17 protein-coding genes and 1 tRNA gene are annotated in these 20,679 nt (G+C 57.3%); 7 read left to right on the top strand and 11 right to left on the bottom strand.

What is annotated here, in order from left to right:
- Window positions 1-51 precede the first annotated feature (51 nt).
- Together CA51_RS05995 and CA51_RS06000 are read left to right on the top strand one after the other, a co-directional pair.
- Window positions 52-1,146, top strand: a complete 1,095-nt coding sequence (locus CA51_RS05995; protein ID WP_145118723.1) for a flagellar basal body P-ring protein FlgI — start codon at window positions 52-54, stop codon at window positions 1,144-1,146.
- Window positions 1,143-1,475 carry a rod-binding protein gene (locus tag CA51_RS06000; protein WP_145118725.1) on the top strand — a complete coding sequence of 111 codons (333 nt, stop codon included), beginning with the start codon at window positions 1,143-1,145 and terminating at the stop codon, window positions 1,473-1,475. The genes CA51_RS05995 and CA51_RS06000 overlap by 4 nt, the downstream gene beginning before the upstream one ends.
- Before the next feature lie 24 nt (window positions 1,476-1,499).
- Here the strand turns inward: CA51_RS06000 and CA51_RS06005 are convergent, their stop codons facing one another.
- Window positions 1,500-1,721 carry a SlyX family protein gene (locus tag CA51_RS06005; protein ID WP_145118727.1) on the bottom strand — a complete coding sequence of 74 codons (222 nt, stop codon included), beginning with the start codon at window positions 1,719-1,721 and terminating at the stop codon, window positions 1,500-1,502.
- Window positions 1,722-1,857: 136 nt separating this feature from the next.
- Between CA51_RS06005 and CA51_RS06010 the strand changes: the two genes are divergently transcribed.
- Window positions 1,858-2,823: a Gfo/Idh/MocA family protein gene (locus CA51_RS06010; RefSeq protein WP_231746027.1), complete on the top strand. Its 966-nt coding sequence runs from the start codon at window positions 1,858-1,860 to the stop codon at window positions 2,821-2,823.
- Between the two features lie 28 nt (window positions 2,824-2,851).
- Here the strand turns inward: CA51_RS06010 and CA51_RS06015 are convergent, their stop codons facing one another.
- From CA51_RS06015 to CA51_RS06025, 3 genes are all read right to left on the bottom strand, one after another.
- Window positions 2,852-3,430: a hypothetical protein gene (locus CA51_RS06015; RefSeq protein ID WP_145118729.1), complete on the bottom strand. Its 579-nt coding sequence runs from the start codon at window positions 3,428-3,430 to the stop codon at window positions 2,852-2,854.
- Window positions 3,431-3,576: 146 nt separating this feature from the next.
- The gene (locus tag CA51_RS06020) at window positions 3,577-3,759 is read right to left on the bottom strand and encodes a CPXCG motif-containing cysteine-rich protein (protein WP_145118731.1); all 183 of its coding nucleotides are present in this window, start codon (window positions 3,757-3,759) and stop codon (window positions 3,577-3,579) included.
- 108 nt (window positions 3,760-3,867) lie between these two features.
- A complete protein-coding gene (locus tag CA51_RS06025) occupies window positions 3,868-4,794 on the bottom strand; it encodes an ABC transporter ATP-binding protein (RefSeq protein ID WP_145091704.1) in 927 nt (308 codons plus the stop codon).
- 283 nt (window positions 4,795-5,077) lie between these two features.
- On the opposite strand from CA51_RS06025, the gene CA51_RS06030 reads away from it, so the two are divergent.
- From CA51_RS06030 to CA51_RS06040, 3 genes are all read left to right on the top strand, one after another.
- Window positions 5,078-7,468: a VIT domain-containing protein gene (locus CA51_RS06030; RefSeq protein ID WP_145118733.1), complete on the top strand. Its 2,391-nt coding sequence runs from the start codon at window positions 5,078-5,080 to the stop codon at window positions 7,466-7,468.
- Between the two features lie 320 nt (window positions 7,469-7,788).
- Window positions 7,789-9,198: a sulfatase family protein gene (locus CA51_RS06035; RefSeq protein WP_145118735.1), complete on the top strand. Its 1,410-nt coding sequence runs from the start codon at window positions 7,789-7,791 to the stop codon at window positions 9,196-9,198.
- A gap of 171 nt (window positions 9,199-9,369) precedes the next feature.
- Window positions 9,370-11,775: an SHD1 domain-containing protein gene (locus CA51_RS06040; RefSeq protein ID WP_145118737.1), complete on the top strand. Its 2,406-nt coding sequence runs from the start codon at window positions 9,370-9,372 to the stop codon at window positions 11,773-11,775.
- A 339-nt stretch (window positions 11,776-12,114) separates the two neighbouring features.
- On the opposite strand, the gene CA51_RS25680 is transcribed toward CA51_RS06040, so the two are convergent.
- Complete coding sequence (locus CA51_RS25680) at window positions 12,115-12,312, bottom strand: hypothetical protein (RefSeq protein ID WP_197451625.1); 198 nt, start codon at window positions 12,310-12,312, stop codon at window positions 12,115-12,117.
- A 109-nt stretch (window positions 12,313-12,421) separates the two neighbouring features.
- On the opposite strand from CA51_RS25680, the gene CA51_RS06050 reads away from it, so the two are divergent.
- Window positions 12,422-13,282, top strand: a complete 861-nt coding sequence (locus CA51_RS06050; protein WP_145118741.1) for an HAD-IIA family hydrolase — start codon at window positions 12,422-12,424, stop codon at window positions 13,280-13,282.
- 424 nt (window positions 13,283-13,706) lie between these two features.
- Here CA51_RS06050 and CA51_RS06055 read toward each other — a convergent pair whose 3' ends face one another.
- From CA51_RS06055 to CA51_RS26080, 6 genes are all read right to left on the bottom strand, one after another.
- Entirely contained in the window at window positions 13,707-14,729 is a 1,023-nt protein-coding gene (locus tag CA51_RS06055; RefSeq protein WP_145118743.1) for an HAD family hydrolase, read from the bottom strand.
- Between the two features lie 97 nt (window positions 14,730-14,826).
- Complete coding sequence (locus CA51_RS06060) at window positions 14,827-16,512, bottom strand: arylsulfatase (RefSeq protein WP_145118745.1); 1,686 nt, start codon at window positions 16,510-16,512, stop codon at window positions 14,827-14,829.
- A gap of 968 nt (window positions 16,513-17,480) precedes the next feature.
- Window positions 17,481-17,906 carry a methyltransferase family protein gene (locus CA51_RS06065; protein ID WP_197451626.1) on the bottom strand — a complete coding sequence of 142 codons (426 nt, stop codon included), beginning with the start codon at window positions 17,904-17,906 and terminating at the stop codon, window positions 17,481-17,483.
- Between the two features lie 215 nt (window positions 17,907-18,121).
- A tRNA-Ser gene (locus CA51_RS06070) sits at window positions 18,122-18,204 on the bottom strand.
- Between the two features lie 84 nt (window positions 18,205-18,288).
- Window positions 18,289-19,608, bottom strand: coding sequence for a transcription termination factor Rho (gene rho / locus CA51_RS06075; RefSeq protein ID WP_145118749.1), 1,320 nt, complete (start codon window positions 19,606-19,608; stop codon window positions 18,289-18,291).
- A 614-nt stretch (window positions 19,609-20,222) separates the two neighbouring features.
- Window positions 20,223-20,645, bottom strand: coding sequence for a hypothetical protein (locus CA51_RS26080; protein WP_231746028.1), 423 nt, complete (start codon window positions 20,643-20,645; stop codon window positions 20,223-20,225).
- Window positions 20,646-20,679 lie beyond the last annotated feature (34 nt).

Here is a 20,679-nt window from a genome sequence, read left to right on the forward strand (position 1 = left end):
CCGCTGAACGACTATTGCAACGGCCGTTGTAATTATCGTATCACCGAACACATGAATCTTCTGCTGCGATCGATCCTGTTGTGTTTGGTGCCGTCGATGCTCGCTGCATCGGTGTCGGCCGAAGAACTGAAGCTGCGCGATATCTGCCGCATCAAGGGGCAAGAGATCACGACAGTTCAGGGGCTTGGGCTGGTCGTCGGACTCAAGGGGACCGGCGATCCGGATGCCAAGCCGACCGCCAAAGCGTTGGCTCGGATGATCCAATTGATGGGCGGTCAGATCTCGACCGATCCACGCGGCCAGTTGATGTTGGACGATGTCGAACAAGCCGGGAACGTGGCGTTGGTGTTTGTCACCGCGAGGGTTCCCGAAGTTGGAGCTCAGCAGGGCGACCGACTCGACTGTACCGTCAACGCGATCGGAGCCAAGAGTCTCGCCGGTGGAACGCTGATGCTCTCGCCACTGTTGGGGCCGCGAGCCGATCAGCCGACGGTCTACGCGATGGCCGAAGGGCCGCTGCGGATTTCGAACCCCGATTCGCCAACTTCCGCGATGGTGCATCAGGGAGCGAAGATGGAACGCTCGCTGTTGGCTCCGTTTCACGAAAACGGAAAATTAACGCTGATTCTCGATCGCGACTTCGCCGACTTCGACACCGTGCAATGGATCGAAGATGCGATCAACAGCCAAGGCGAGCAACCGCTGACCGGCGAATCGGCCGGTATCGATCCATCGGCTCGTGTTCCCGTGGCTCGCGCGATCGATCAATTACATATCGAAGTCGACATACCGCCGGTCTATCGAAACAATCCGATCTCGTTCATCTCGCTGTTGTTGGGGCTGCGTGTCGCGCTGCCCAACAATGACACCCGCGTTGTGATCAACGAACGCGAAGGAGTGGTCGTGATCGGCGAAGAGGTGCGGATCGCGCCGGTGCTGATCACGCATCGCAACCTACGAATCGAAGCGGGTGCGCGGCCGGGTTTTGTGCCGGTCGATGCGGCCGCGCCCAAAGCGGAAAACGCCAAGCTGAAGAATCTGGCCGATGCGCTCAACGCGTTGGAAGTTCCCACCGACGATCTGATCGCAATTATCAAAGCCTTAAAAACCAAAGGCGACCTTTACGGAGATGTGATCTTCCAATGATCAGCGGAATCCATAATCAATCGCTTACCAACCAAGCGGCGGCGCATTCGAAGTCGAATCTGCAGCAATCGGGCAATTCCTTGCAAGCCGCACCGGCCGATGAGATGCAGACGCTGTTTCGCGACTTCGTCGGCAAGACGCTGTTTGGCGAACTGATGTCGTCGATGCACAAGACGCACGACAAAGCCGCCTACTTTCACGGCGGCCAAGCCGAAGAGATCTTTCAACAGCAGTTGGATCAGGTGATGGTCGACGAGATCACCGAATCGTCGGCTTCGCAGATCGCCGACCCGATGTTCGAACTGTTCCAACTCTCCCGCCGCGGATAGGTTGCCGCCAGCGGCTGCCGAACATCAATAGTGCGGCGGCTTCTCATGAGGCAGGTTGTCGCCGGCGATGTTCTCCGAGAGCCAGTGGACGCGGCCTTTTTGCTGATCCAGCTGCCGCGTCGCGTTGTCCAATTCGCGACGGATCTCCAATAAAGCTTCGTGAAAATGGTCGATCGTTCGTTGCTGGAACGCGACGGTTTCCTGTAGCTTGTTGATCTGTTGTTGCATCGATTCAGACGGGTTCATGAGGGCTCCTTGGCTTTTATGATGACCGATCGTCGAATAAGCTGCCAGGCCGGTGCCGCGACGCGATCGGGTATCCCCTTTTTTGTTTGTTGCTTTATTTGCGCAAACCGCTTGGTTTGCGGATCGGATATTTCGCTTGAACGCTTTACGTTTTGGAGTTTTGGGAACGGCGCGGATCGCGCGGCGGATCGTCGCCGATATGCAATCGGTCGATGCGATTCAGGTCGTGGGGATTGCCAGTCGCGATCCCGCGCGGGCTCGTTGGTACGCCGATCAGTACGGGATCGCTCAAGCCTTCGACAGCTACGACGCAATGCTCGCCAGCGACAGTATCGACGCGGTCTATATCCCGTTGCCCCCATCGCTGCACCACGACTGGGCGTTGGCCGCTGCCGATGCGGGCAAGCATCTGATCGTCGAAAAGCCGGTTGCGATGACGCTGGCCGAAGCTCAAGCGATCGACCAACGCTGTCGCGACCGCGGCCGGCAATGGCTCGACGCAACCGCTTGGCTGCATCATCTGCGGACCGATCGAATCCGGCAATCGATCGACGCGGGCGCACTCGGACGAGTGCAGCATATCAGCGTCGCTTGTTCGTTTTTTGAACCGTTTCAATCGGACGACCATCGGCTGAACCCCGACCTGGGCGGCGGCTGTCTGTTGGATCTCGGTTGGTATGCGTACGGGATGGCGCGGTGGGCGGCGGGCCGTCTGCCGGTCGCGATCCAATCGATCGGCCGGCAGGATCGGGGCATCTGGTTTCGCAGCAGTAGCCTGCTGGACTTTGGCGACGACCTGACCGCCACGGTGAACTGTGCCTATGACACCGCGACGCGGAAGTGGTTCGAAATCGCTGGCGATCAAGCGTCGATCGTCTGCGACGACTTCACCCGACCGTGGCCTTCGAAGCCGGCAAGATTCTGGATTCACGACCGGGCAGGGAGCGTCAAAAGCGAAACCTTTGACGGAAACCAAGAAGCCCGGATGCTGGCCACTTTTGCCGATCTGGTCAGCAACGCCAACGCGGCCACGGCGATGAATCAGCAGGCGCTCGATACGCAACAGATTCTGCAATCCGTTGCCGATGGGCTCGCAAACTGAACCGCCGACGGTTCGCGAACGACATCGGTTAGCGAACGATAAACAGTCCGCTGGCGTCGATCATCAGATGGCCCAGCGGATCGACCGACGCGGTCCCTTGAACGACAACAACTTGGTCTTTCTTAACGCCCAACATTTCCCGGGCGTCTTGCGGCAGAATCTTCCCCTCTTCATCGAGGAAGCGAACGATCGCCACCGAATCGGTTGGGTTGTTCTTTTGCTTGCAAAACGGACAGTTGTCGGGATCGTGGCCGGGGCCTTCGTGAGCCGCAGCTGCTTCCGCGTCCAACGTTGTCGTCGTATCGCTCTTCATCAAAAACATCGCCTTGTCCGTCTCAAACGGATCGTGCTCGCCAGCGGTAATCCGCGCGATCACCGTCACCGGACCTCCCGCTTCCAACCCCTGTTTGGCGTCGGAGATACTGACCGCATCGGCGGGGACTTCCGCCAACAGGAACTCGCTGTCGACAGCGGGAGCGGCCGCGGAACCGGCGTCCGACGCCGCGTCGCAGCCTGCCAGAACAAGGCTCAGCGCCAACAGGCAACCGATTTGCCGAAAGCTAGCTCGGCCGACAATCTTCGAATTGTCGGGGGCGTTTGATTTCATCGACGTCATGGGAAACATTGTCACTCCGTTAGGAAGATCGCAGGGAACCGTGTTAATACGCAGCCGCTGGCGGATTGTTCGCCAGCAATCGGCCGATGCAAGCAAACCGACAGTCCGCACAGCCGATCCGCTGGCCTACCTGGATATTATTCGCGTTCGGTCCAGACGTTGGCCATCCCATCGGCATCGAGGTCGACGTGGATCACGTTGGGCCGACAGCAGACCGGGCAGTCTTCGACGTAATCTTGGCTGACGCCCGCCGAGAGATCGATCGGGATCACGATCTCCTCACCACAGCCATCGCAGATATATTTTGCTTCGTCTTGCATCGCAGGAACCCTTGAAAAAATTAAGCGGATCGGGGTGGTCGCCTTTCGCTCCGCGAACGTGCAGCCCCGAAACGCTCTTTCGCGGAGCGAAAGGCGACCATCTTGCTGTTAGGAAACCAGGCCCTTGGTGACTGTCATAAAGACGTCTTCGAGCGTCGGATCTTTATCGTTGAACTTCCGCACGCGGACTCCTTCGGCCAGCATCCGTTCCAGCAATTGAGCCATCCCTTCGTCGTCGGTCTCCATTTCCGCTGTCGCTTTGTCGCCGATCACGTCCAGCGATCGCAGCGCTTCGCTACTCCGCAAGATCGACAGCCCCGCATCTTGGTTTTCGAGGAAGCTGACCTCCAAGACACGATTACGACGCAGTTGCCGGTAAACCGAATCGATCGGCCCGTGCATCAGGATCTTGCCCCGTTCGATGATCCCAATCGAAGTGCAGCAATCGGCGAGTTCGGTCAAAATGTGGCTGCTGATCAGAATCGTTTTCCCCATCCGCCGCAGCTCTTTTAATAACGCTTTGACTTCGACGCGGGCCCGCGGGTCCAGACCGCTAGCCGGTTCGTCGAGGATCAAAACCGGCGGGTCGTGGACAAGCGTCTTGGCCAGGCACAGTCGTTGTTTCATGCCGCGGGAGAGCCCGTTAACGAAATCGTCCCGCTTGTGCGACAGGTCCAACAGTTCGAGGACCTCCGAAATGATCCGCTTCCGCGCCTCTTTGCGAATCTGGTAGGCGACAGCGAAGAAGTCCAGAAACTCCCAGACCCGCATCCCGTCGTAGACGCCAAAGTTATCGGGCATGTAACCGACCACGCGGCGGACCGCCATCGGATCGCGCGAGACGCTGTGCCCGGCGACCGTTCCATCGCCGCGCGATGCTTTTAGGAGCGTGGCCAGGAAGCGGATCGAAGTGCTTTTGCCAGCGCCGTTGGGACCGATAAACCCAAACACCTCCCCCGCCTCGATTTTCATGTCGATGCAGTCGACGGCGGTGAAGTCGCCGTAGTCTTTGCCAAAGCCGTTGAGTTCAATCATCGCGATATCCTGCCTCGATCCAATCATCCCAGATGCACCCCCGATTCTATCGCAAATCGTCCCCGAATGTCGTCGGCAAACTTTTCGGGAACCGGGGCAATCAGTGGTTCAGCTCGCGGTATCGACCGGACGCTGTCGCGTGCCAGTTAGTTCGCGTCAACGCAAACCGCGAATCGCTCTACTTTTTGGGAACCGCCGTGGGGGCAGTGCGTCTAGGACAGCGAGCGTTGCCGCCGCTCGTTGGGGCACTCGTCGCTTTCCGCTTATCAAAGGAACCGAAACCATGTCGCGAACAATTGCCACGATCGCCACCTGCGCCAGCCTGTGTCTGTCGCTGTTCTGGATTTCGCCAGCCCAGGCGCAAGGCCTGCTGATCGCTTCGGAACCTGGGATCGGCGATCGGTTGCCGCGGCCGATTCGACCGCCGTGGAAGCCGAGTCCGCATCCTCGGCCGCGACCGACGACTCCAGGTTTCCTGTACGACATCGCTCGACTGGAAATCGATGCTTCCATCCAAGGGCAGATCGCTCAAGTGCAAGTCGATCAGACGTTCAAGAATGTCACAAGTCGGACGCTGCAGGTGAAGTTTGTCTTCCCGCTGCCCGACGATGGAGCGATCGATGAGATGACATTTATGGTCGATGGCGAAGAGTTGACCGGCCGGCTGCTGGAAGCTGACAAAGCGCGGGAGATCTACGAGGGGTACGTGCGGCGCAGCAAAGATCCGGCGTTGGTTCAATGGATTGGGCATGGAATGTTCCAAACGCAAGTCTTCCCCGTACCGCCGGGAGCCGAGCGAACGGTGACGCTACAATATTCGCAGATCTGCCGTCGCAGCGGTTCGATGAACGACTGGACGCTGCCGCTGGCACCCACTCAGTTCACTAGCCAACCGATCGGCGAGATCGTGATCCGCGGCCGGATCCGCAGCGACGCGAAGCTGGGCAATGTCTACAGTCCCACGCACGATGTCGACTTCGATCGCCGCGACGATCATCGCAGCGAATTCAAATACACGGCCAAGAAGCATGTCCCCGCGAGCGACTTTCGCGTCCTGTGGGAAGCGGGAGACAGCCCGCTGCAGATGTCGTTGATCACACACCGCCCCGACCCGAACGAGGACGGGTACTTCTTGATGTTGCTGCAACCGTCGCTGCCCGAGTCCGATCCGGCAAATGACAAGGTTGGCAAGAACATCGTGGTTGTGGTCGACAAGAGTGGCAGCATGCGAGGCGAGAAGATCGAACAGGCACGCCGCGCGTCGCGCTACGTCGTCGACCAACTAAAACCGCAAGATCGATTCACCTTGATCACCTACGATAGTGACGTCGACACGTTCAACAACCAATTGATCGCGGCCGATCCCGCGACTCGCGAGGACGCAACCGATTACATCGATTCGATTTTGGCCGGCGGCAGCACCAATATCGACGCCGCGCTCAGCAAAGCCTTGGCGGCGACCAAGGGAAGCGACGGGCCAGCTTATGTGGTTTTCATGAGCGATGGCCAGCCGACCGTTGGTGAGAAAAACGGGATGAAGATCGCTGACAAAGCGTCCAAACAAATCGCTTCTGGAACGCGATTGTTCAGTTTGGGGATCGGTCACGATGTGAACAGCCGCCTGTTGGACAAACTGGCGGAAGTCTGCTTCGGTCAAACGATGTATGTTCGTCCGGGGGAACCGTTGGATGATGTTGTCAAAAAACTTTACGACCGCATCGGCGCTCCGGCGCTGACCGGTGCCAAGTTGGAGATCACCGTCGATGGCCGCCAGGGAGCGACGCGAATGCTGTATCCCTCCGAAATCTATGACCTCTTCTCGGGCGATCAACTAGTGATCGCGGGACGCTACCGCCGCGATGGCGATGTGCAGATCAAGCTGACGGGAGAGTTTGAGGGCGAATCGCAGGAGTTTGTGTTCGACGGCAAATTCGCGAAACAGACCGACGATTCAAAAAATGTCTTCGTCGAGCGCTTGTGGGCGACGCGGCGGATCGGTCAGATCATCGACGAGATCGATCTGTATGGAGAGCAGAGTGAATTGGTGGACGAACTGATTCTACTGTCGAAGAAGCATGGAATTCTGACTCCCTATACCGCTTATCTGGCCGAAGAGAAGACCGATCTGAACGATCGCGCCGCGGGCCGCGAGTTGGCTCAAGTGCAACTGCACCGGTTGCATGCCGAATCGGGAGCCGACGCCTTCCATCAGCGTTCGTTTAAATCGCAGCTGAAACAAGCGAATCGTGGAATCCAAAGTTCCAATCAATCGATCATCGCTCCCGCAGCGCCAGCGGCGGGTGCAAGCCAAAGCTTGGGACGGCCTGCGCCGAGTGCAGGCAACGTTGCCAGGCCAGGTGTCCTAGGTGGAAAGCCGAGTGGTTCAGCGATCAGACCGGCGCCGAACGTGGCGGCGGCTGAACCGGAGGCACCGCACAGCAGCCTGCCTCGCGTCAAACAGATCGCGACGAAAACGTTCTATTTGAAGAACAATCGCTACGTCGACGCCGAGGCAACCAAAGAGCAGATCGAAGCGGCGACCAAGGTCACTCAGTTCAGCGACGCCTACTTTGGCTTGCTCGACAAGCTTGGCAAGAAGATGAATCCCTATCTCACCGAATCGGTGGAGATCCTGGTTGTCGTCGATGGCAAGCCGTTTCTGATCTTGCCGTAATAAGTCGGCGGCATCCGCGGCCCGCATTCCATGTGTCGCCTTTCGCTCGGTAACCGCAAAGTTCGGTTGGTCGGCTTTCGCTCCGCGAAAGTGCGTGTTGCCGAGCCGCACTTTCGCGGAGCGAAAGGCGACAATCTGCGATTGTGTTCAGGTGATTCGCACTTTGGCGGAGCGAAAAGCGACTATCGATCGGCTTGGAATTTCGTAAGGGCACCACGCACCAAACTGAGCGTTTACAATAGGCGAGTCGTTGAGAGGGGCGTCGGTCTCGACGCCTCTCTTTTCGCTCCTCTTCCTATCAAGCGAAATCAAGGTGTGTGATGATTCGGGCGATCGTGATGCTGGTCTGTGCGTGGGCGTTTATCGGCTCGGCGTTTGCGGAACGGAAGCCGAATGTGATCTTGATCATGGCCGACGATGTCAGTTGGGAATGTTTTGGTTGCTACGGAGCGAAGGACTACAAAACTCCTAACATCGACGCCTTGGCGGCAAAGGGGATGCAGTTCAACAACTGTTACTCCACGCCGATCTGTACGCCATCGCGTGTTAAATTGATGACCGGCCAATACAACTTCCGCAACTACACGCACTTCGGATATCTGAATCCACGCGACAAGACATTTGCTCAGATGCTGAAGCACGCCGGTTACAAAACTGCCATCGCGGGGAAATGGCAACTCAACGGACTCTATCATCGCGCCGACGGTTGTACCGATGCGGGGCGAGTCCACGACGCGGGGTTTGATGAGTATTGTCTTTGGCAGGTGACTAAAACCGTAGCCGACGAAGGGGGCGGCGAACGTTTTTGGAGTCCACCGTTGGAACAGAACGGCCGGATGCTAACAAAACAAGACAACGACGGATTGTATGGTCCCGATATCATGTCGGACTATCTTTGCGACTTCATCCAACGCAATCGAGACGACCCGTTTTTCGTCTACTACCCAACCGTTCTGGTTCACAATCCGTTTGTCGCCACGCCCGATACGATCGGCGATGGCGATCGCACTCACCAGGCCAATAAAGCTCCCAAAGGCAAGGCGGCGAAAAAGAAAAACTTTGTAGCGATGGTTAACTATCTCGACAAAATCGTTGGCAAGATCGTCCAACGCGTCGAAGATATTGGTCAGTTGGAAAACACGCTGATCTTATTCACCGCCGACAATGGAACCGACCGACGGATTGCGTCGGCTTGGAATGGTCGCGAAGTGGTGGGAGGGAAAGGGACGACAACCGACATGGGAACCCACGTGCCGCTGGTTGCGTATTGGAAGGGCCATACGCCGGTCGGAGCTAAGCGAGACGACCTTATCGATTTCACCGATTTCTATGCGACGTTAGCCGATGCTGCGGGAGTCGTTTTGGGGGCCGACGATCCCGTCGACGGACTCAGCTTTCTGCCGCAGTTGCAAGGTCGCCCCGGGAATCCACGCGATTGGGTCGTCTGCCACTATCAACCGTATTGGGGAAAGTTCGAGGGCCGCCAATTCACCCGGAACGGCTTCTTTAAACTCTATCGCGATGGCAGTTTCTATCGCATCCCCGACGACTTGGATGAAGCCAAAGATCTCGCCGTGGGCGACGCTGGCATCGCAGGGGAATCGGCTCGGCGTTTCCTGCAACAGGTGATGCAGACGCTTCCCCCTGCACCGCCCGTGCAAGCGGGGAAAGCTGCAACGACGCGTCCCGTCCATCCCGATTGGCCTAACATCACCGACCCCAACGATTAAATGGAGCCGGACAACACATGGAGTCTCAAAAACGAACCGTTGCCCGGTGGCATGAATCTGCCGCGCGGCGGGGCTGCGTTTTTCTCGTCTGAATTAGGAAGCCGTATCGCGGAAGAGGTTCCGCTTCCGACACGTTCCCCGTTTCAAATCTAATCTTCCAATCAAGCTATCATGATTCCATTACATTCTCTGATTCGACCGAGCGTGTTGCTGGTGCTTTGCCTGGTTGCTCATCTGCCCGTTTCGGCAATCGACCCCGTTCGTCCCGGTGACCAAGTCGAAGTCTACTACCATTCAAAATGGTATCCGGGAGAAGTCCTGGCCTATAAAAACAAAGTGGCCTTGGTTCGCTATACGTTTATCTCGCCGCGCGAAGGAAAGTTTGCGCTCGATTCGATCCGTTTTCCCAACGACGAGGGCTCTTGGATGATCTGGCGAGATCTTTCTGGAAAGTTCAAGATCGAAGCGCGGTTGGTCGGCCGCAGCGAGACTCACGTCAAATTGATGAAAGAGGATGGATCGGTCGCCGAAGTCCCGATCGCCAGTCTGGCCGCGTCGCTCCAAGCGCGGCTAGCCAAGATCGTGAAGGCTGAAAAGGAGTTTGTCGATTCCGCGCTGGTTCGTATCGGGGATCAAGTGGAAGTCAAGCACTTGAGAACCTGGACACCGGCGACTGTCATCAGCCTGTTGCCCGATGGAGCGGTTGTGGAGTACAGCTTTGCGGGGCAAGTCCGACAGTCGGAGTTCAAATATGTCGATATGCGTTATCCCAATGGCGAAGGTCCATGGTCGGATTGGAAGGACGTCACCGGGAAGTACCAGGTCAAAGCGAGATACATCACTCACGATGAGACCGATGTCTACCTGCTGCTGGAAGGGGATAAGCGGATCAAGTTGCCACGCTCCAAATTGGCGCCGGCAATCGAAACCGAACTGGCCAAACGCGCTGTCTTAACGCGACGCCCGGACGAAGTGGAATTTTCGACTGCTGGCGTCGATTTCAAAGACTTGCCATCGTGGACTCGTTTTGGGAAAGGCTTGGGCGAGAACACCGGCGGCATCCTCAGTTCGATCACCGCGCCGCCGTCAACCTCGCCTGCCGATGGCGTTTTTAAGGTCGAACTGGAACGCGTGGGGAAGATCGGCCCGGTCTTCTACGTCGACGATGCACCAACGCCGATGATCTGTCTGGTCGTGACACCGGAAAAGCAGGACGGGTTTAATCCGATCTCGTTGTATTGGATCGATCTGGAGACTCGCAGCGTTTTACCGGGGCCGAACTTCTTCGAAGGGGAAGTCATCTTGGGCTACTCCGCGGCTCAGCAGCGTTTGATCACTGCCGAGGGCTTGGATCTGCGGAAATCAGCGAGTCGGTTCTGCAGTTATCGCTTGGCGGCTGGGCAGCGACAAGCCAAGCCGGAGTGGAAGTGGGCCGTCCCGGAGATGTCGTTTGTCTCTTCGCGCGAACGACTGTCAGCCGATTTTGTCGGTTCCGACAACGTGCTGATCGCGTACGGCGGCGCGGTCACGATGTGGGATCTGGAAGCTCGCCGGGCGGAATATGTCGTGCCGACCAGCTACAACGATTTTGACCTCAGTCCCGATCAGCGGTTTTTCTTCACCAACCAATTCAATCACGCAACGGCGCTCGATACCGGTTCCGGAGAACCGGTCGCCACGTTCGGCGGCGCCAGCAGTCATTTCACTCAAGACGGAACCCACGTGACCAGCGTGGGAACCTTCAGTTCCGAATTGATTTCACTCGCCAACCCGACCGATCGCGCTGCGTTGTATGGCGGCAAACGATCGCAAGATGGTGCCGGAGCAAAATCGGCGTTGATCGGAACGGAGTGGCTGTTCCGCGACAATCACCTCTACAACTTGCAGCGGCAGTTGCTGTCGTGGACCTACGCCACCGAAGACTTGACGCTGTTGTTGCGGCAACCGGTGGGGAACCGATGTTTGATCGTGGCGACCGATGAGACAAACTCCAGCAGCACCGAGATCCATGTCGGTGTGAAAACGATTCCAAGCGATGAGAACCTGGCATCGATGACAAGCCTGGGCGACGAGCAGTTGTATGTGCTGCGGCCCGGGATTCAGGTGCGGTTGGATGCGTCGGCGATGCACCCGCAGATCGTCGATGGGGTGCGGCGAGCGATTCAAGAAGCGGGGTGGTCGGAATCTGCAACCAGCGACATCGTCATCAAGGCGGAAGCGAAGCGAGGCAAGCCGCAAACTCAAACCTATTCCGTCTCGCGATTTGGCTTCGGTTCGGGCGGCGGATCTCAGCCCGATCAAACGATCACCGCCAGTCCTTGGATGCAGTACGTGTCGGTGGAACAATCGGGTGAGAGTTTGTGGGGCGCTGGCGGCGGTGGCGCGATACCCTCGTTTGTCACGACGCGCGAAGGAGAGTCCTTGGAGGCGGAGATTCGCAAGTGCGAACAAGTCTCCTACGATCTGTTTCAGTCGTTTACATTTCCGGAGAAAGTGTTGGCTCCCAAATGGGCTAATGGTTTTGGTACCACCATGCTAACTCCCACAGGCTTTGTCGATCGTCCGGTCGCTCCTTAACTGCGATCCCGCGCGTTAGCGGCAGCGTAAGGGGGCGGTGGGACGCGTCGGCTCTGCGATCCACGAGTTGCAGTCCGGCAGTCTGCAGTGAGTGCTTGGTTTGTAGTCTCCCGGTTCGGCGAACTGGCTTCCGTTTTCACTCAGCAGGCATGCGCAGGTCGACAACGGGAGTCCATCCGCCACTGATCCCGAGCGTATGGAAAGTCGGCGGTAACGGCAGCGGATGCGATGTGTGGCAACGCTGCGGGATCCGCTGTCGGGTAACTGTGCAGCGGCTGCGCAACGGATTGGCAAATCGATCGCCGCCGCCCAATTCTCGCCCGCGTCGCAAAGATTAATCTACGCGATCGCAGCAAAAAATCGGGGAGTTGGAGCGACGTAATCGATTGATTGCGGGGAGGATTCGAACGCAATCCGGCTCTGGCGACGATTGCTGGCATTTATTTTCGCAAACAGTTCACTCTCTGGAACGGCACTTGCGTAAGCCGCTGTGGTAATGGCCATGATGCCAGCAGTTTCTATCCAGATGATTTGCAACCCTCTTTTCCTTTTGCTTTGCCCGAATGAAGCGTGCCTGGCGCGTGGGGCTAGCGGAGGCGAACCGCGGTTGATCGATCTGGTATTTTTCCCTTCAAAGGCTTTGGTAATGAGCAAACTTGGATTCTTGATCGATATGGACGGCGTGATCTACAAAGGTAACCAATTGATCCGTGGTGCCGACCGATTCATCGCCCGACTCCATCAAAACGATCATCCGTTTCTATTTTTGACAAACAACAGCCAACGCACCCAGCGCGATGTTGCGGTGCGGTTGCAGCGGATGGGAATCGAGGCACGGGAGGAGCAGATTTTCACGTGTGCGATGGCGACCGCCAGCTTCCTCTCGAAACAGAAACCCAACGGCACCGCCTACGTGATCGGTGAAGGAGGCTTGTTGCAAGCGCTCCATCTGAACGGCTATTCGATCGTCGATACCGATCCCGATTATGTAGTCGTTGGCGAAGGACGAACGGTCACGGCGGAAGCCTTGGATGCCGCGACGCGGATGATTCTGGCGGGTGCGAAATTGATTGCGACCAATCTCGATCCGAACTGCCCGACGGCAAGTGGCACTCGCCCCGGCTGTGGTGCGACGGTGGCGTTCCTGGAGATGGCGACTGGCAAAAAGGCATCCAGCATGGGCAAACCGAGCCCCGTGATGATGCGAGCCGCTCGCAAGCAGCTCGGTCTGACCACGTCGCAAACTGTGATGATCGGCGACACGATGGAGACCGACATTATCGGCGGCGTCCAGATGGGCTACCACACCGTCTTGGCTCTCTCCGGCGGAACGCAACTGACCGATCTCGACAACTATGCGTTTGGCCCCGATCTGGTCGTCGAATCAGTCGAGGAATTGGCAGACCCCAGCTGCTGTCTGGAGACGTTGTTTGGATTGTCGGACGACGAACCGGCATCGACCGAAAGCGTAGCCAGTCACCGTCAGTTGCAACTGGCGCACAAGTAACCGGCAAAGCAGTCTTCGTTTGTTTGCAAGCTCCGCCAGCAAACAATAGGAAAAGCCGCGGATGCGGCGGTCGCATAAAGCCTGCGGCGCAAGCCGCAGACGGTGTCTCGCAAGCAATAGAAAAGCCCCGGCAGAGGCGACAGCAGCAGGTATCCTACGAGGTCAGCCGTAGTCGACAAGAAAAGCCGCGGATGCGGCGATCGCATAAAGCCTGCGGCGCAAGCCGCAGGACGGTGTCCCGCAAGCAATAGAAAAGCCCCGGCAGGGGCGACAGCGTTTGAATGCTGCCGCCCCTGCCGGGGCTTTGTTTATCAGATGGCAACTGCGACACCTACGGCTCACGCCGTAGGCTTTATGCGATCGCCGCATCCGCGGCTTTGTGTGACTGCCGCGGCTTTTCATTTTGCAACGAGAGACGTTGCGGTTACTCTGCGTCGCCTGGGTGGATCGACTTCCAGTCGTTTTTCATGCTGATCACGTGCCAACCTTTTTCATTGGCTTCATCCATCAGCGACTGCGGGAACGTGCCGAACTTGGTGTCGGGCAGTCCGTTCGCTGGACCATAGGCATATTCACGCTCGGCATCGTCGTGGAAGACCAGCATCATCAGCCGCGCTCCATCGCCCGCGCCGGTCCACTGCAGCATCTCGCGGTCTCCAGCCGAGTTGCCGAACGACGCGATCGGACGCTTGCCGATGAATTTGTTGATACCGACTGGCTTGCCGGTCTTGTCGTCGATGAAATCGATCTCGGCCAATCGCATCAGCATCGGTTTGCCGTCTTTGACCTCATATTGTGTTTTAATCGACGATCCGACGACTTGTTCGGGCGGAATACCGTAGACCGCCTGAGTCATCGGCCGCATGAATTCGACTCCGCCGCCGGAAACGATGAACGTTTTGAAGTCGTTCGCACGCAGATAGGCCAACAGCTCCAACATCGGTTGAAATGTCATCTCGGTGTAACGCTTCTTGAAACGCGGATGCCGCGCCGTTTCGAGCCAGTCCTTTACGATCGCTTCGAACTCTGCGGTGCTGATGCCAGCGTGCGAAACCATCACCAGTTCGAGGAGTCCCTTTTCGCCTGAGGCGGCGAGCGCCGGCAGGTCGTTCTCGAGCACGGCTTTGAACGGCTGCTTCGTCTTCCATTCGGGATGCTGAGGCGCGAGCGCCTTGACGCGGTCGATTGCAAAGGCGAGCTGCGTGTACATCGGGTGCTCACCCCAAAGCGTGCCGTCGTTGTCGAACGTCGCGATGCGATCTTCGGGAGCCACGTAATCCGGCAAGTCTTTGTTCGTGACTCTCTCAACAAATTCAACGATCGCTTGCTTCGTAGGCGTATCGTTCCAAGATGCCAGCGGTTCGTCGGCATGCAACGACGAACTGGCCAGCGCCACGACGATCGCGATCGCATGAATAAAACAGAGCTTCGGGGAGGTTAGTGTCATCGTCTTGGTTTTGCTTTTCATCAAAGGGTGTTATCGCTCACACTGCCAAAGGCCGCCCGCGGGCGAGCGGCCTGCAATTATGACCATATCGCTTGGATCAGTTGCCCGTCGGCAATGGAAGCGAGAAGCCTTCCTTCTTCAGCGACTCTCTCACATGCTGGAACCGCTGGTATTGCGGAATCGTGATCGGGCCGGTGTAGACTTCGCTCTGCAGTTTACGCGGCGGATACTTGACGTAAGTCTTCATCAGCTCTTTGATCGACTCGTTGATCGTCACGAGAGTCCAAGTTCGCTCGGTGAAGTTGTTCATAAAAATGTCGTAACGCTCCTGAGGATCCGCCCACAGGTCAAACACTTGAGGAACCACGGCGACATACTTTTCAGGTCCCTTCCATCCCAGGTTGGAGTCGACAGCAAGACCGCCGGTCGCTGCACCGTCGTCGCCACGAATGTTGAACAACGCCTTGTAGTTGCCGACGCGAGCCGCACCCGGTGTGAGTTCGACTTCAGTGAAGTAGAACCACGCTTCACGGGCGCTCTTTCCCTTGCCGGTTAGCACTGGGGTCATGTCGTAACTGTCGAAGTAGATCGGTTCGCCTTCGCGATCCTTCTCGGGCAATTCAACACCGGCGACCGAAGCGAACGTCGCCATCAGATCCAAACCACCGACGATGTCGTGATTCTTCACACCGGGTGCGATGTTGTCCGGCCATACCGCGATGGCTGGAACTCGATTGCCACCTTCACGCACGGTTCCCTTGGTTCCACGGAACGGGGTGTAGCCGGCATCGGGATAAACGTCTTGCCACGCACCATTGTCGGTCGTGTAGAAGACAAGCGTATCTTTGTCGAGTCCGAGTTCCTTGAGCTTGGCGGTGATGTTTCCGATTCGCGTATCGAGCTCGACCATCGAGTCGGCGTACTTCGACTTCGAGAGCGACTTGTGCTTGAACTCGGGAGCCGGCAGGTTCGGCTGGTGAACCTTCATGAAGTTGACGTTGATGAAAAACGGTTCGTCGGGATTCTTAGCCGCTTCCTCAAGAAACTTGATGCCCGACGCTTCGACATACTGATCCATAAAAGGAATTCCGACGACGCCATCGGGATAATTGACTCCTTCGATGGTGACGTTTTCGCCTGGCTTGTCGACGTACTGGCCGTTGACTTTAAAGTCTTCTTTGGCTTTCTCACCAGCGTTGCCCGAGAGCGATCCCTTGGTGACTTTGTTGAACATCGACCGCAGCTTGGGATCCATGTCGGGGAACCAAGTCGGGTCGCCGTAGGTGTAAGCGTTGCAGTGATAAAGGAAGCAATGTTCCATCACATCGTATCCCTGAGCGTTTGGCAGCGCGTAGTCAGCTTCGCCAAGATGCCACTTGCCGGTGAAGTAGGTTTTGTAGCCACCCTTCTTCAGCACCGACGCGAGGGTCCATTCGGCAGCGGGCAGTCCGCCGCCTTGTCCCTGAAACGCGACGGTCGTCATGCCGCTGCGGTTCGGGATCCGGCCGGTCTGCATCGCAGCGCGACCGGGCGTGCAGCTTGGTTGAGCGTAGAAGGAGAAGAAGGTCATCCCTTCTTTGGCCATCCGATCGATGTTCGGCGTCGGCATGCCGCGTCCCTCGCCGCCACCGTAGGGACCGAGATCGCCGTATCCAGTGTCGTCGGAGACGATGAACAAGATGTTTGGCTTTTTAGCTTTGGCTTTATCTTCGGCGTGTGCCGTCATCGGTGTCAGGAAAAGGACTGCGGCTAAGCTGGCCAGTGCGGTGGCACTTCGTTTCATGTTGCGTCTCCGGTGGAAATTGTGATCGAAAATGTAGCGATTGCTTTGTGACGACTGTCGACTTCCGCTATTGGACACAAGCGGAAGAGATTGCTTTCAGTTGCCGCATGAACGAGTGCTCCAGTTTACGGCGAGGGTGCTCGGATCGGATCGTGAGAGCTCCGTGGCCTCGTAGGCTGGTTCGTCTATTTGCCCCAAGTCTTTTCCTCTTTTGTGCCTCCGGTGATTAGTCGTTGGAAGAGGCAGCACCGACTGAGAGGAGTCCCGATTTGGAGGCAAGATCTACCCAATGCCTCTTGATGAAAAGTTCAGCCACGCTGAAGTGTAGCCCTATTGGGGAAAGTGTCAACAATTGGTGACTTGTCACGATGCGTGTTAACACCCGGCGGTGGCTGGAGTGTAGCGATGGAAGTGATTCTCTTGCCTCGGTTTGTTGGGTAGCGTTTCTCGGCCGTTGTCGTCCCTTCTCGGCGCTTTGGATCCCACGTTACGCACCGGTTCGCGGCTGCAGTTGCAATCTGGACTGCCTGGCGGCGCTGATCGGACCGAGGGGGACGATCGTGAAGGAAAGTTAGGGTTTCCAGTGCTCGAGCGGCTTCGAGACAATTGGCGGTTGTAGATGTTGAGGTACCAGAGCGCGCCGCTTCGTACCCGTAGATCAATGCCCGAGGTCGTCCTTCTACTTGTGAAGCTTCGCAAGATTTCGGGGCAACAGATTTGGCAACTCGGCTTGCGATCGACGCGACCGTTTCTCGTGTTGCTTGCCGTTGTTTTCATCCATCTTTAATCGATGTTTAACGCGCGTTTAACTCATGTTGGCATTTTGCTCGCGACACTTGGTAGGCGCCGGTGGAGTTGGTTGTTATTGGAGTGCGGCCCCGGCGTGCGAATGTCGAAGGCATTTGAAGCAGCGGGGGCGGTGATCCGGTACCGTCAGCCGCGGGATCACGGCCACGGCCGCCGTGGTTTTAGAAGATGTACGGCAGAAAACGTTTGGTTTGCTGGGCGTAGCGATCGTATTCGGGGAATCTGTCCCGCAGTTGTTGCTCTTCTATCTTCGCTTTGGCAATTAGCACTGCTAGGGTGATCGCCCACAGAATCAGCTTCCAGATCGCAAACGGACTGAACGCCAATCCAGCTGTGAACGTCAGCAACGCGGTGTACATCGGGTGCCTTATCAATCGATAGGGGCCCGTTGTCGTCAGTCGCGTCTGGGACTTCAGTTCGGGCATCACCGAAACGCTGCGAATCCCCATCGAAGCAATCGCCCAGGCTCCCAGAGCAATCCCAGCGGCGGCGATCGTCATGCCGATTGGGTATTCGCCTGTGGGGCGAGCCGAAAGCACGATGGCAGCGGAGGCGACGACTTGGATTGCAACTAACAGGCGCGACATGGCGATGGAGCGACTCATTGGTTCCGTTGGTGTGACCAAAGGGGCTCGATCGAAAACCGATCGATTGCGTCGGGGATCCGCTGCAGCAACGCGACGCCAGCCGTTCCGTCGGGCAGGGGAAGACTCGACCGCCTGCGGGGACCGAAATACCGTAGCGCAAAAAAATACCCCGCGAAGCCAAATCGGCTCCGCGGGGTCATTTTAATCTAGAAAAGCGGAGGACACGGGACTCGAACCCGCAGCCCCTTACGGGGTACCTCAGTTCCAATGAGGCCGCTCACCAATTCGCTTATCCTCCAGTTCTGAGCGTCGGTTGTCAGTTTGCACAACCGTCGCGGCAAGCAGCTTCGCTGGATTGCCGCGTTCTGTAAAGAGGGGTTTGCTAACCGGTCAGCTTTGCACCACTGATCAGCTTGATAAAGTCCTCGTTGGTTTCGAACCGACCGAGCTGTTTTGTCAGCTGTTCCATCGCGTCGACGTGGTGCATTTCCGAGAGCGTGCGACGCAGCATCGTGACAGCTTCGTAGGTCTCCTCGTCGTGAAGCAGTTCTTCGCGGCGGGTTCCCGATTGCGAGATGTCGATCGATGGCCAGACGCGGCGATCGGCAAGGCGGCGGTCCAGAACGACCTCCATGTTACCGGTCCCCTTAAATTCTTGGAAAATCGCTTCGTCCATGCGACTGTTGGTGTCGACCAAGGCGGTTCCGACGATCGTCAAAGAGCCCCCTTCCTGGAAGGCACGAGCGGTGGCGAACAGCTTTTTCGGAATGTCCATCGCTTTGACGTCCAGACCGCCGGTCATCGTAGCTCGGCCGCGACCGGTTTGCCCGACCCACTTGTTGAAGGCGCGTGCCAGGCGAGTGATCGAATCGAGCAGCAAGAAGACATCCTGTCCCATTTCGGCCAGGCGTTTGCAACGCTCGATCACCAGCTGGCTGAGCCGGACGTGCGAATCGACGTCCATATCCAAGCTGCTGGCGATGACTTCGCCGCCGACGACATGTCGCTTCATGTCGGTGACTTCCTCGGGCCGCTCGTCGATCAAAAGCACGATCAACTTGACGTCCGGGTGGTTCTGAGCGATACCGCTGCTGATGTTCTGCAACATCACGGTTTTGCCCGATCGCGGCGGGGCAACGATCAGCGATCGCTGGCCCTTGCCAAGCGGAGCGAGCAGGTCGATGACGCGGTTGGTGAGCGGTTTTTGACCGATTTCCAAACGCAGCCATTGCTCGGGATTGATCGCCGTCAGCGAGTCGAAATTTTTGACTTCGGAGTATTCGTCGGGAGTGATTCCATCGACGTCGAGAATTTCGCGGATTCGCGGGCCTTGATGGCGTCGCCCGGGCTGGACCATGCCGCGGATCATGACTCCTTCGCGGAGTCCAAACTTTTCGATCATCGTGCCGGGGACAAACGGATCGGAGCGATCGCGAGTGAAGTTATTCCCGGGGCTACGCAAGAAACCGTATCCGTTGGGGTGCATTTCCAGCAGCCCGATTCCTTCTTCCAGCGGAGCGTCGTCGTCGACCGGTGGCAAATCTCCTTCGGGCTGGCGATTGGCGTTATTGTTGCCATCGGAAGGTCGGCGTCGCCGTCGGCTGACGCGGCCTTTACCGCCGCCACCGCCACCATTTCCGTTGGAATTGCTCTCGTTTCCGCTGCCGCTTCGTCCGCGGTAGGATCGTTTCTTTTTAGCCATGAGTCACCCAAGATAGCCAACCGGAGCCAATGTTTCGCCGCGAGGCGTCGCATCGAGCTGCGTGTGCTGGTGTAAGAGATTTCGCCGCAAATCCGTTAGTTGCAAAACAGAGGTCATGTGTGAGGGGGGGATTACCAGAGCGGCGGACTGGTGGAGCCCATTGTCGAGCGAACGTCAACTGCAGCCGGAGAGGTCTTCCAAACCTATTCCAATAGAAGCAGACTCGTAGAACCCTGACCTGTTTGTCTTACTCGATCGTGCAGTACAAAGATTTCCACGCAGGATGTTAAGGCGATTGCCCCATCCAAATGGCCTAATGCCATGACCTGTGAGGATTCCAAGTACAGTCTGGGAATGCAACTGAATCGACCGTAGTCGCGGATTCAAGTTGTGCAGCACACAAAGGTGACGCCACACCCAGAAACACGAAAATCAGGAGTTCTGTGTTACCTAGAGGCGGACACTCGGCAATCTACAACAAATTGCCGTGCCCTGTTAAGACCAATGTCTTATTCACTGCCTGAATGTTATCGCCACTTTGTCCATTGTCAAGTACGCGGCGTTCTTAGAACCTGTTTTTATGCCCGAACTGGGCTAAATGCTCACACCATCGGCTATTTTCCGGCTTTTTGAAGCCTGTGCGATTCGTCGACGCCCGAATCCCAATGAGGTGTAAATTGGCCGGCGGTGGGCGGACATCGCTCGGTAAAAGCTGGCAGATCCGCGGGAAGATCGTCGCATAAAATCACCGGCAGCCCCGAGGGACCTGCATGCGCCCTGATCGTCTGTCCATTGGCTAGCTCGACAATGAACTGAACCGTTTCATCGGATGTTGCGTTGGGGTCGATGTTTCGCATGATGTCGCCACAGTCTTGAGCGTTGGGATAAGTGCGTCGCGGTCGATCGGTGCCGCCAAGCGTTGCTTGTAGGTACCTGCGGAGGACCGCGACGGGGGACTGAGATATCTCGCCCGCTTTTAATCCGCGTAAAATGGGGAGCGGGACCGTTGCATTATCCCGAATTCGATGAGCGGGCATGCACATCGCTAGCTTTCCCAACCGGCGCAGGCTT

It is taken from the genome of Rosistilla oblonga (assembly GCF_007751715.1).
In the GTDB taxonomy this organism is placed as follows: domain Bacteria; phylum Planctomycetota; class Planctomycetia; order Pirellulales; family Pirellulaceae; genus Rosistilla; species Rosistilla oblonga.

Excerpts from the sequence above, each read along its gene's own strand:
- CA51_RS06020 (WP_145118731.1), bottom strand. The coding sequence starts at position 3,759 with ATGCAAGACGAAGCAAAATATATCTGCGATGGCTGTGGTGAGGAGATC.
- CA51_RS06060 (WP_145118745.1), bottom strand. The coding sequence starts at position 16,512 with ATGAAACGAAGTGCCACCGCACTGGCCAGCTTAGCCGCAGTCCTTTTC.
- CA51_RS06065 (WP_197451626.1), bottom strand. The coding sequence starts at position 17,906 with ATGTCGCGCCTGTTAGTTGCAATCCAAGTCGTCGCCTCCGCTGCCATC.
- CA51_RS06050 (WP_145118741.1), top strand. The coding sequence starts at position 12,422 with ATGAGCAAACTTGGATTCTTGATCGATATGGACGGCGTGATCTACAAA.
- CA51_RS06015 (WP_145118729.1), bottom strand. The coding sequence starts at position 3,430 with ATGAAATCAAACGCCCCCGACAATTCGAAGATTGTCGGCCGAGCTAGC.
- CA51_RS05995 (WP_145118723.1), top strand. The coding sequence starts at position 52 with ATGAATCTTCTGCTGCGATCGATCCTGTTGTGTTTGGTGCCGTCGATG.
- CA51_RS06055 (WP_145118743.1), bottom strand. The coding sequence starts at position 14,729 with ATGACACTAACCTCCCCGAAGCTCTGTTTTATTCATGCGATCGCGATC.
- CA51_RS06040 (WP_145118737.1), top strand. The coding sequence starts at position 9,370 with ATGATTCCATTACATTCTCTGATTCGACCGAGCGTGTTGCTGGTGCTT.
- CA51_RS06000 (WP_145118725.1), top strand. The coding sequence starts at position 1,143 with ATGATCAGCGGAATCCATAATCAATCGCTTACCAACCAAGCGGCGGCG.
- CA51_RS26080 (WP_231746028.1), bottom strand. The coding sequence starts at position 20,645 with ATGCCCGCTCATCGAATTCGGGATAATGCAACGGTCCCGCTCCCCATT.
- CA51_RS06025 (WP_145091704.1), bottom strand. The coding sequence starts at position 4,794 with ATGATTGAACTCAACGGCTTTGGCAAAGACTACGGCGACTTCACCGCC.
- rho (WP_145118749.1), bottom strand. The coding sequence starts at position 19,608 with ATGGCTAAAAAGAAACGATCCTACCGCGGACGAAGCGGCAGCGGAAAC.
- CA51_RS06005 (WP_145118727.1), bottom strand. The coding sequence starts at position 1,721 with ATGAACCCGTCTGAATCGATGCAACAACAGATCAACAAGCTACAGGAA.
- CA51_RS06030 (WP_145118733.1), top strand. The coding sequence starts at position 5,078 with ATGTCGCGAACAATTGCCACGATCGCCACCTGCGCCAGCCTGTGTCTG.
- CA51_RS06035 (WP_145118735.1), top strand. The coding sequence starts at position 7,789 with ATGATTCGGGCGATCGTGATGCTGGTCTGTGCGTGGGCGTTTATCGGC.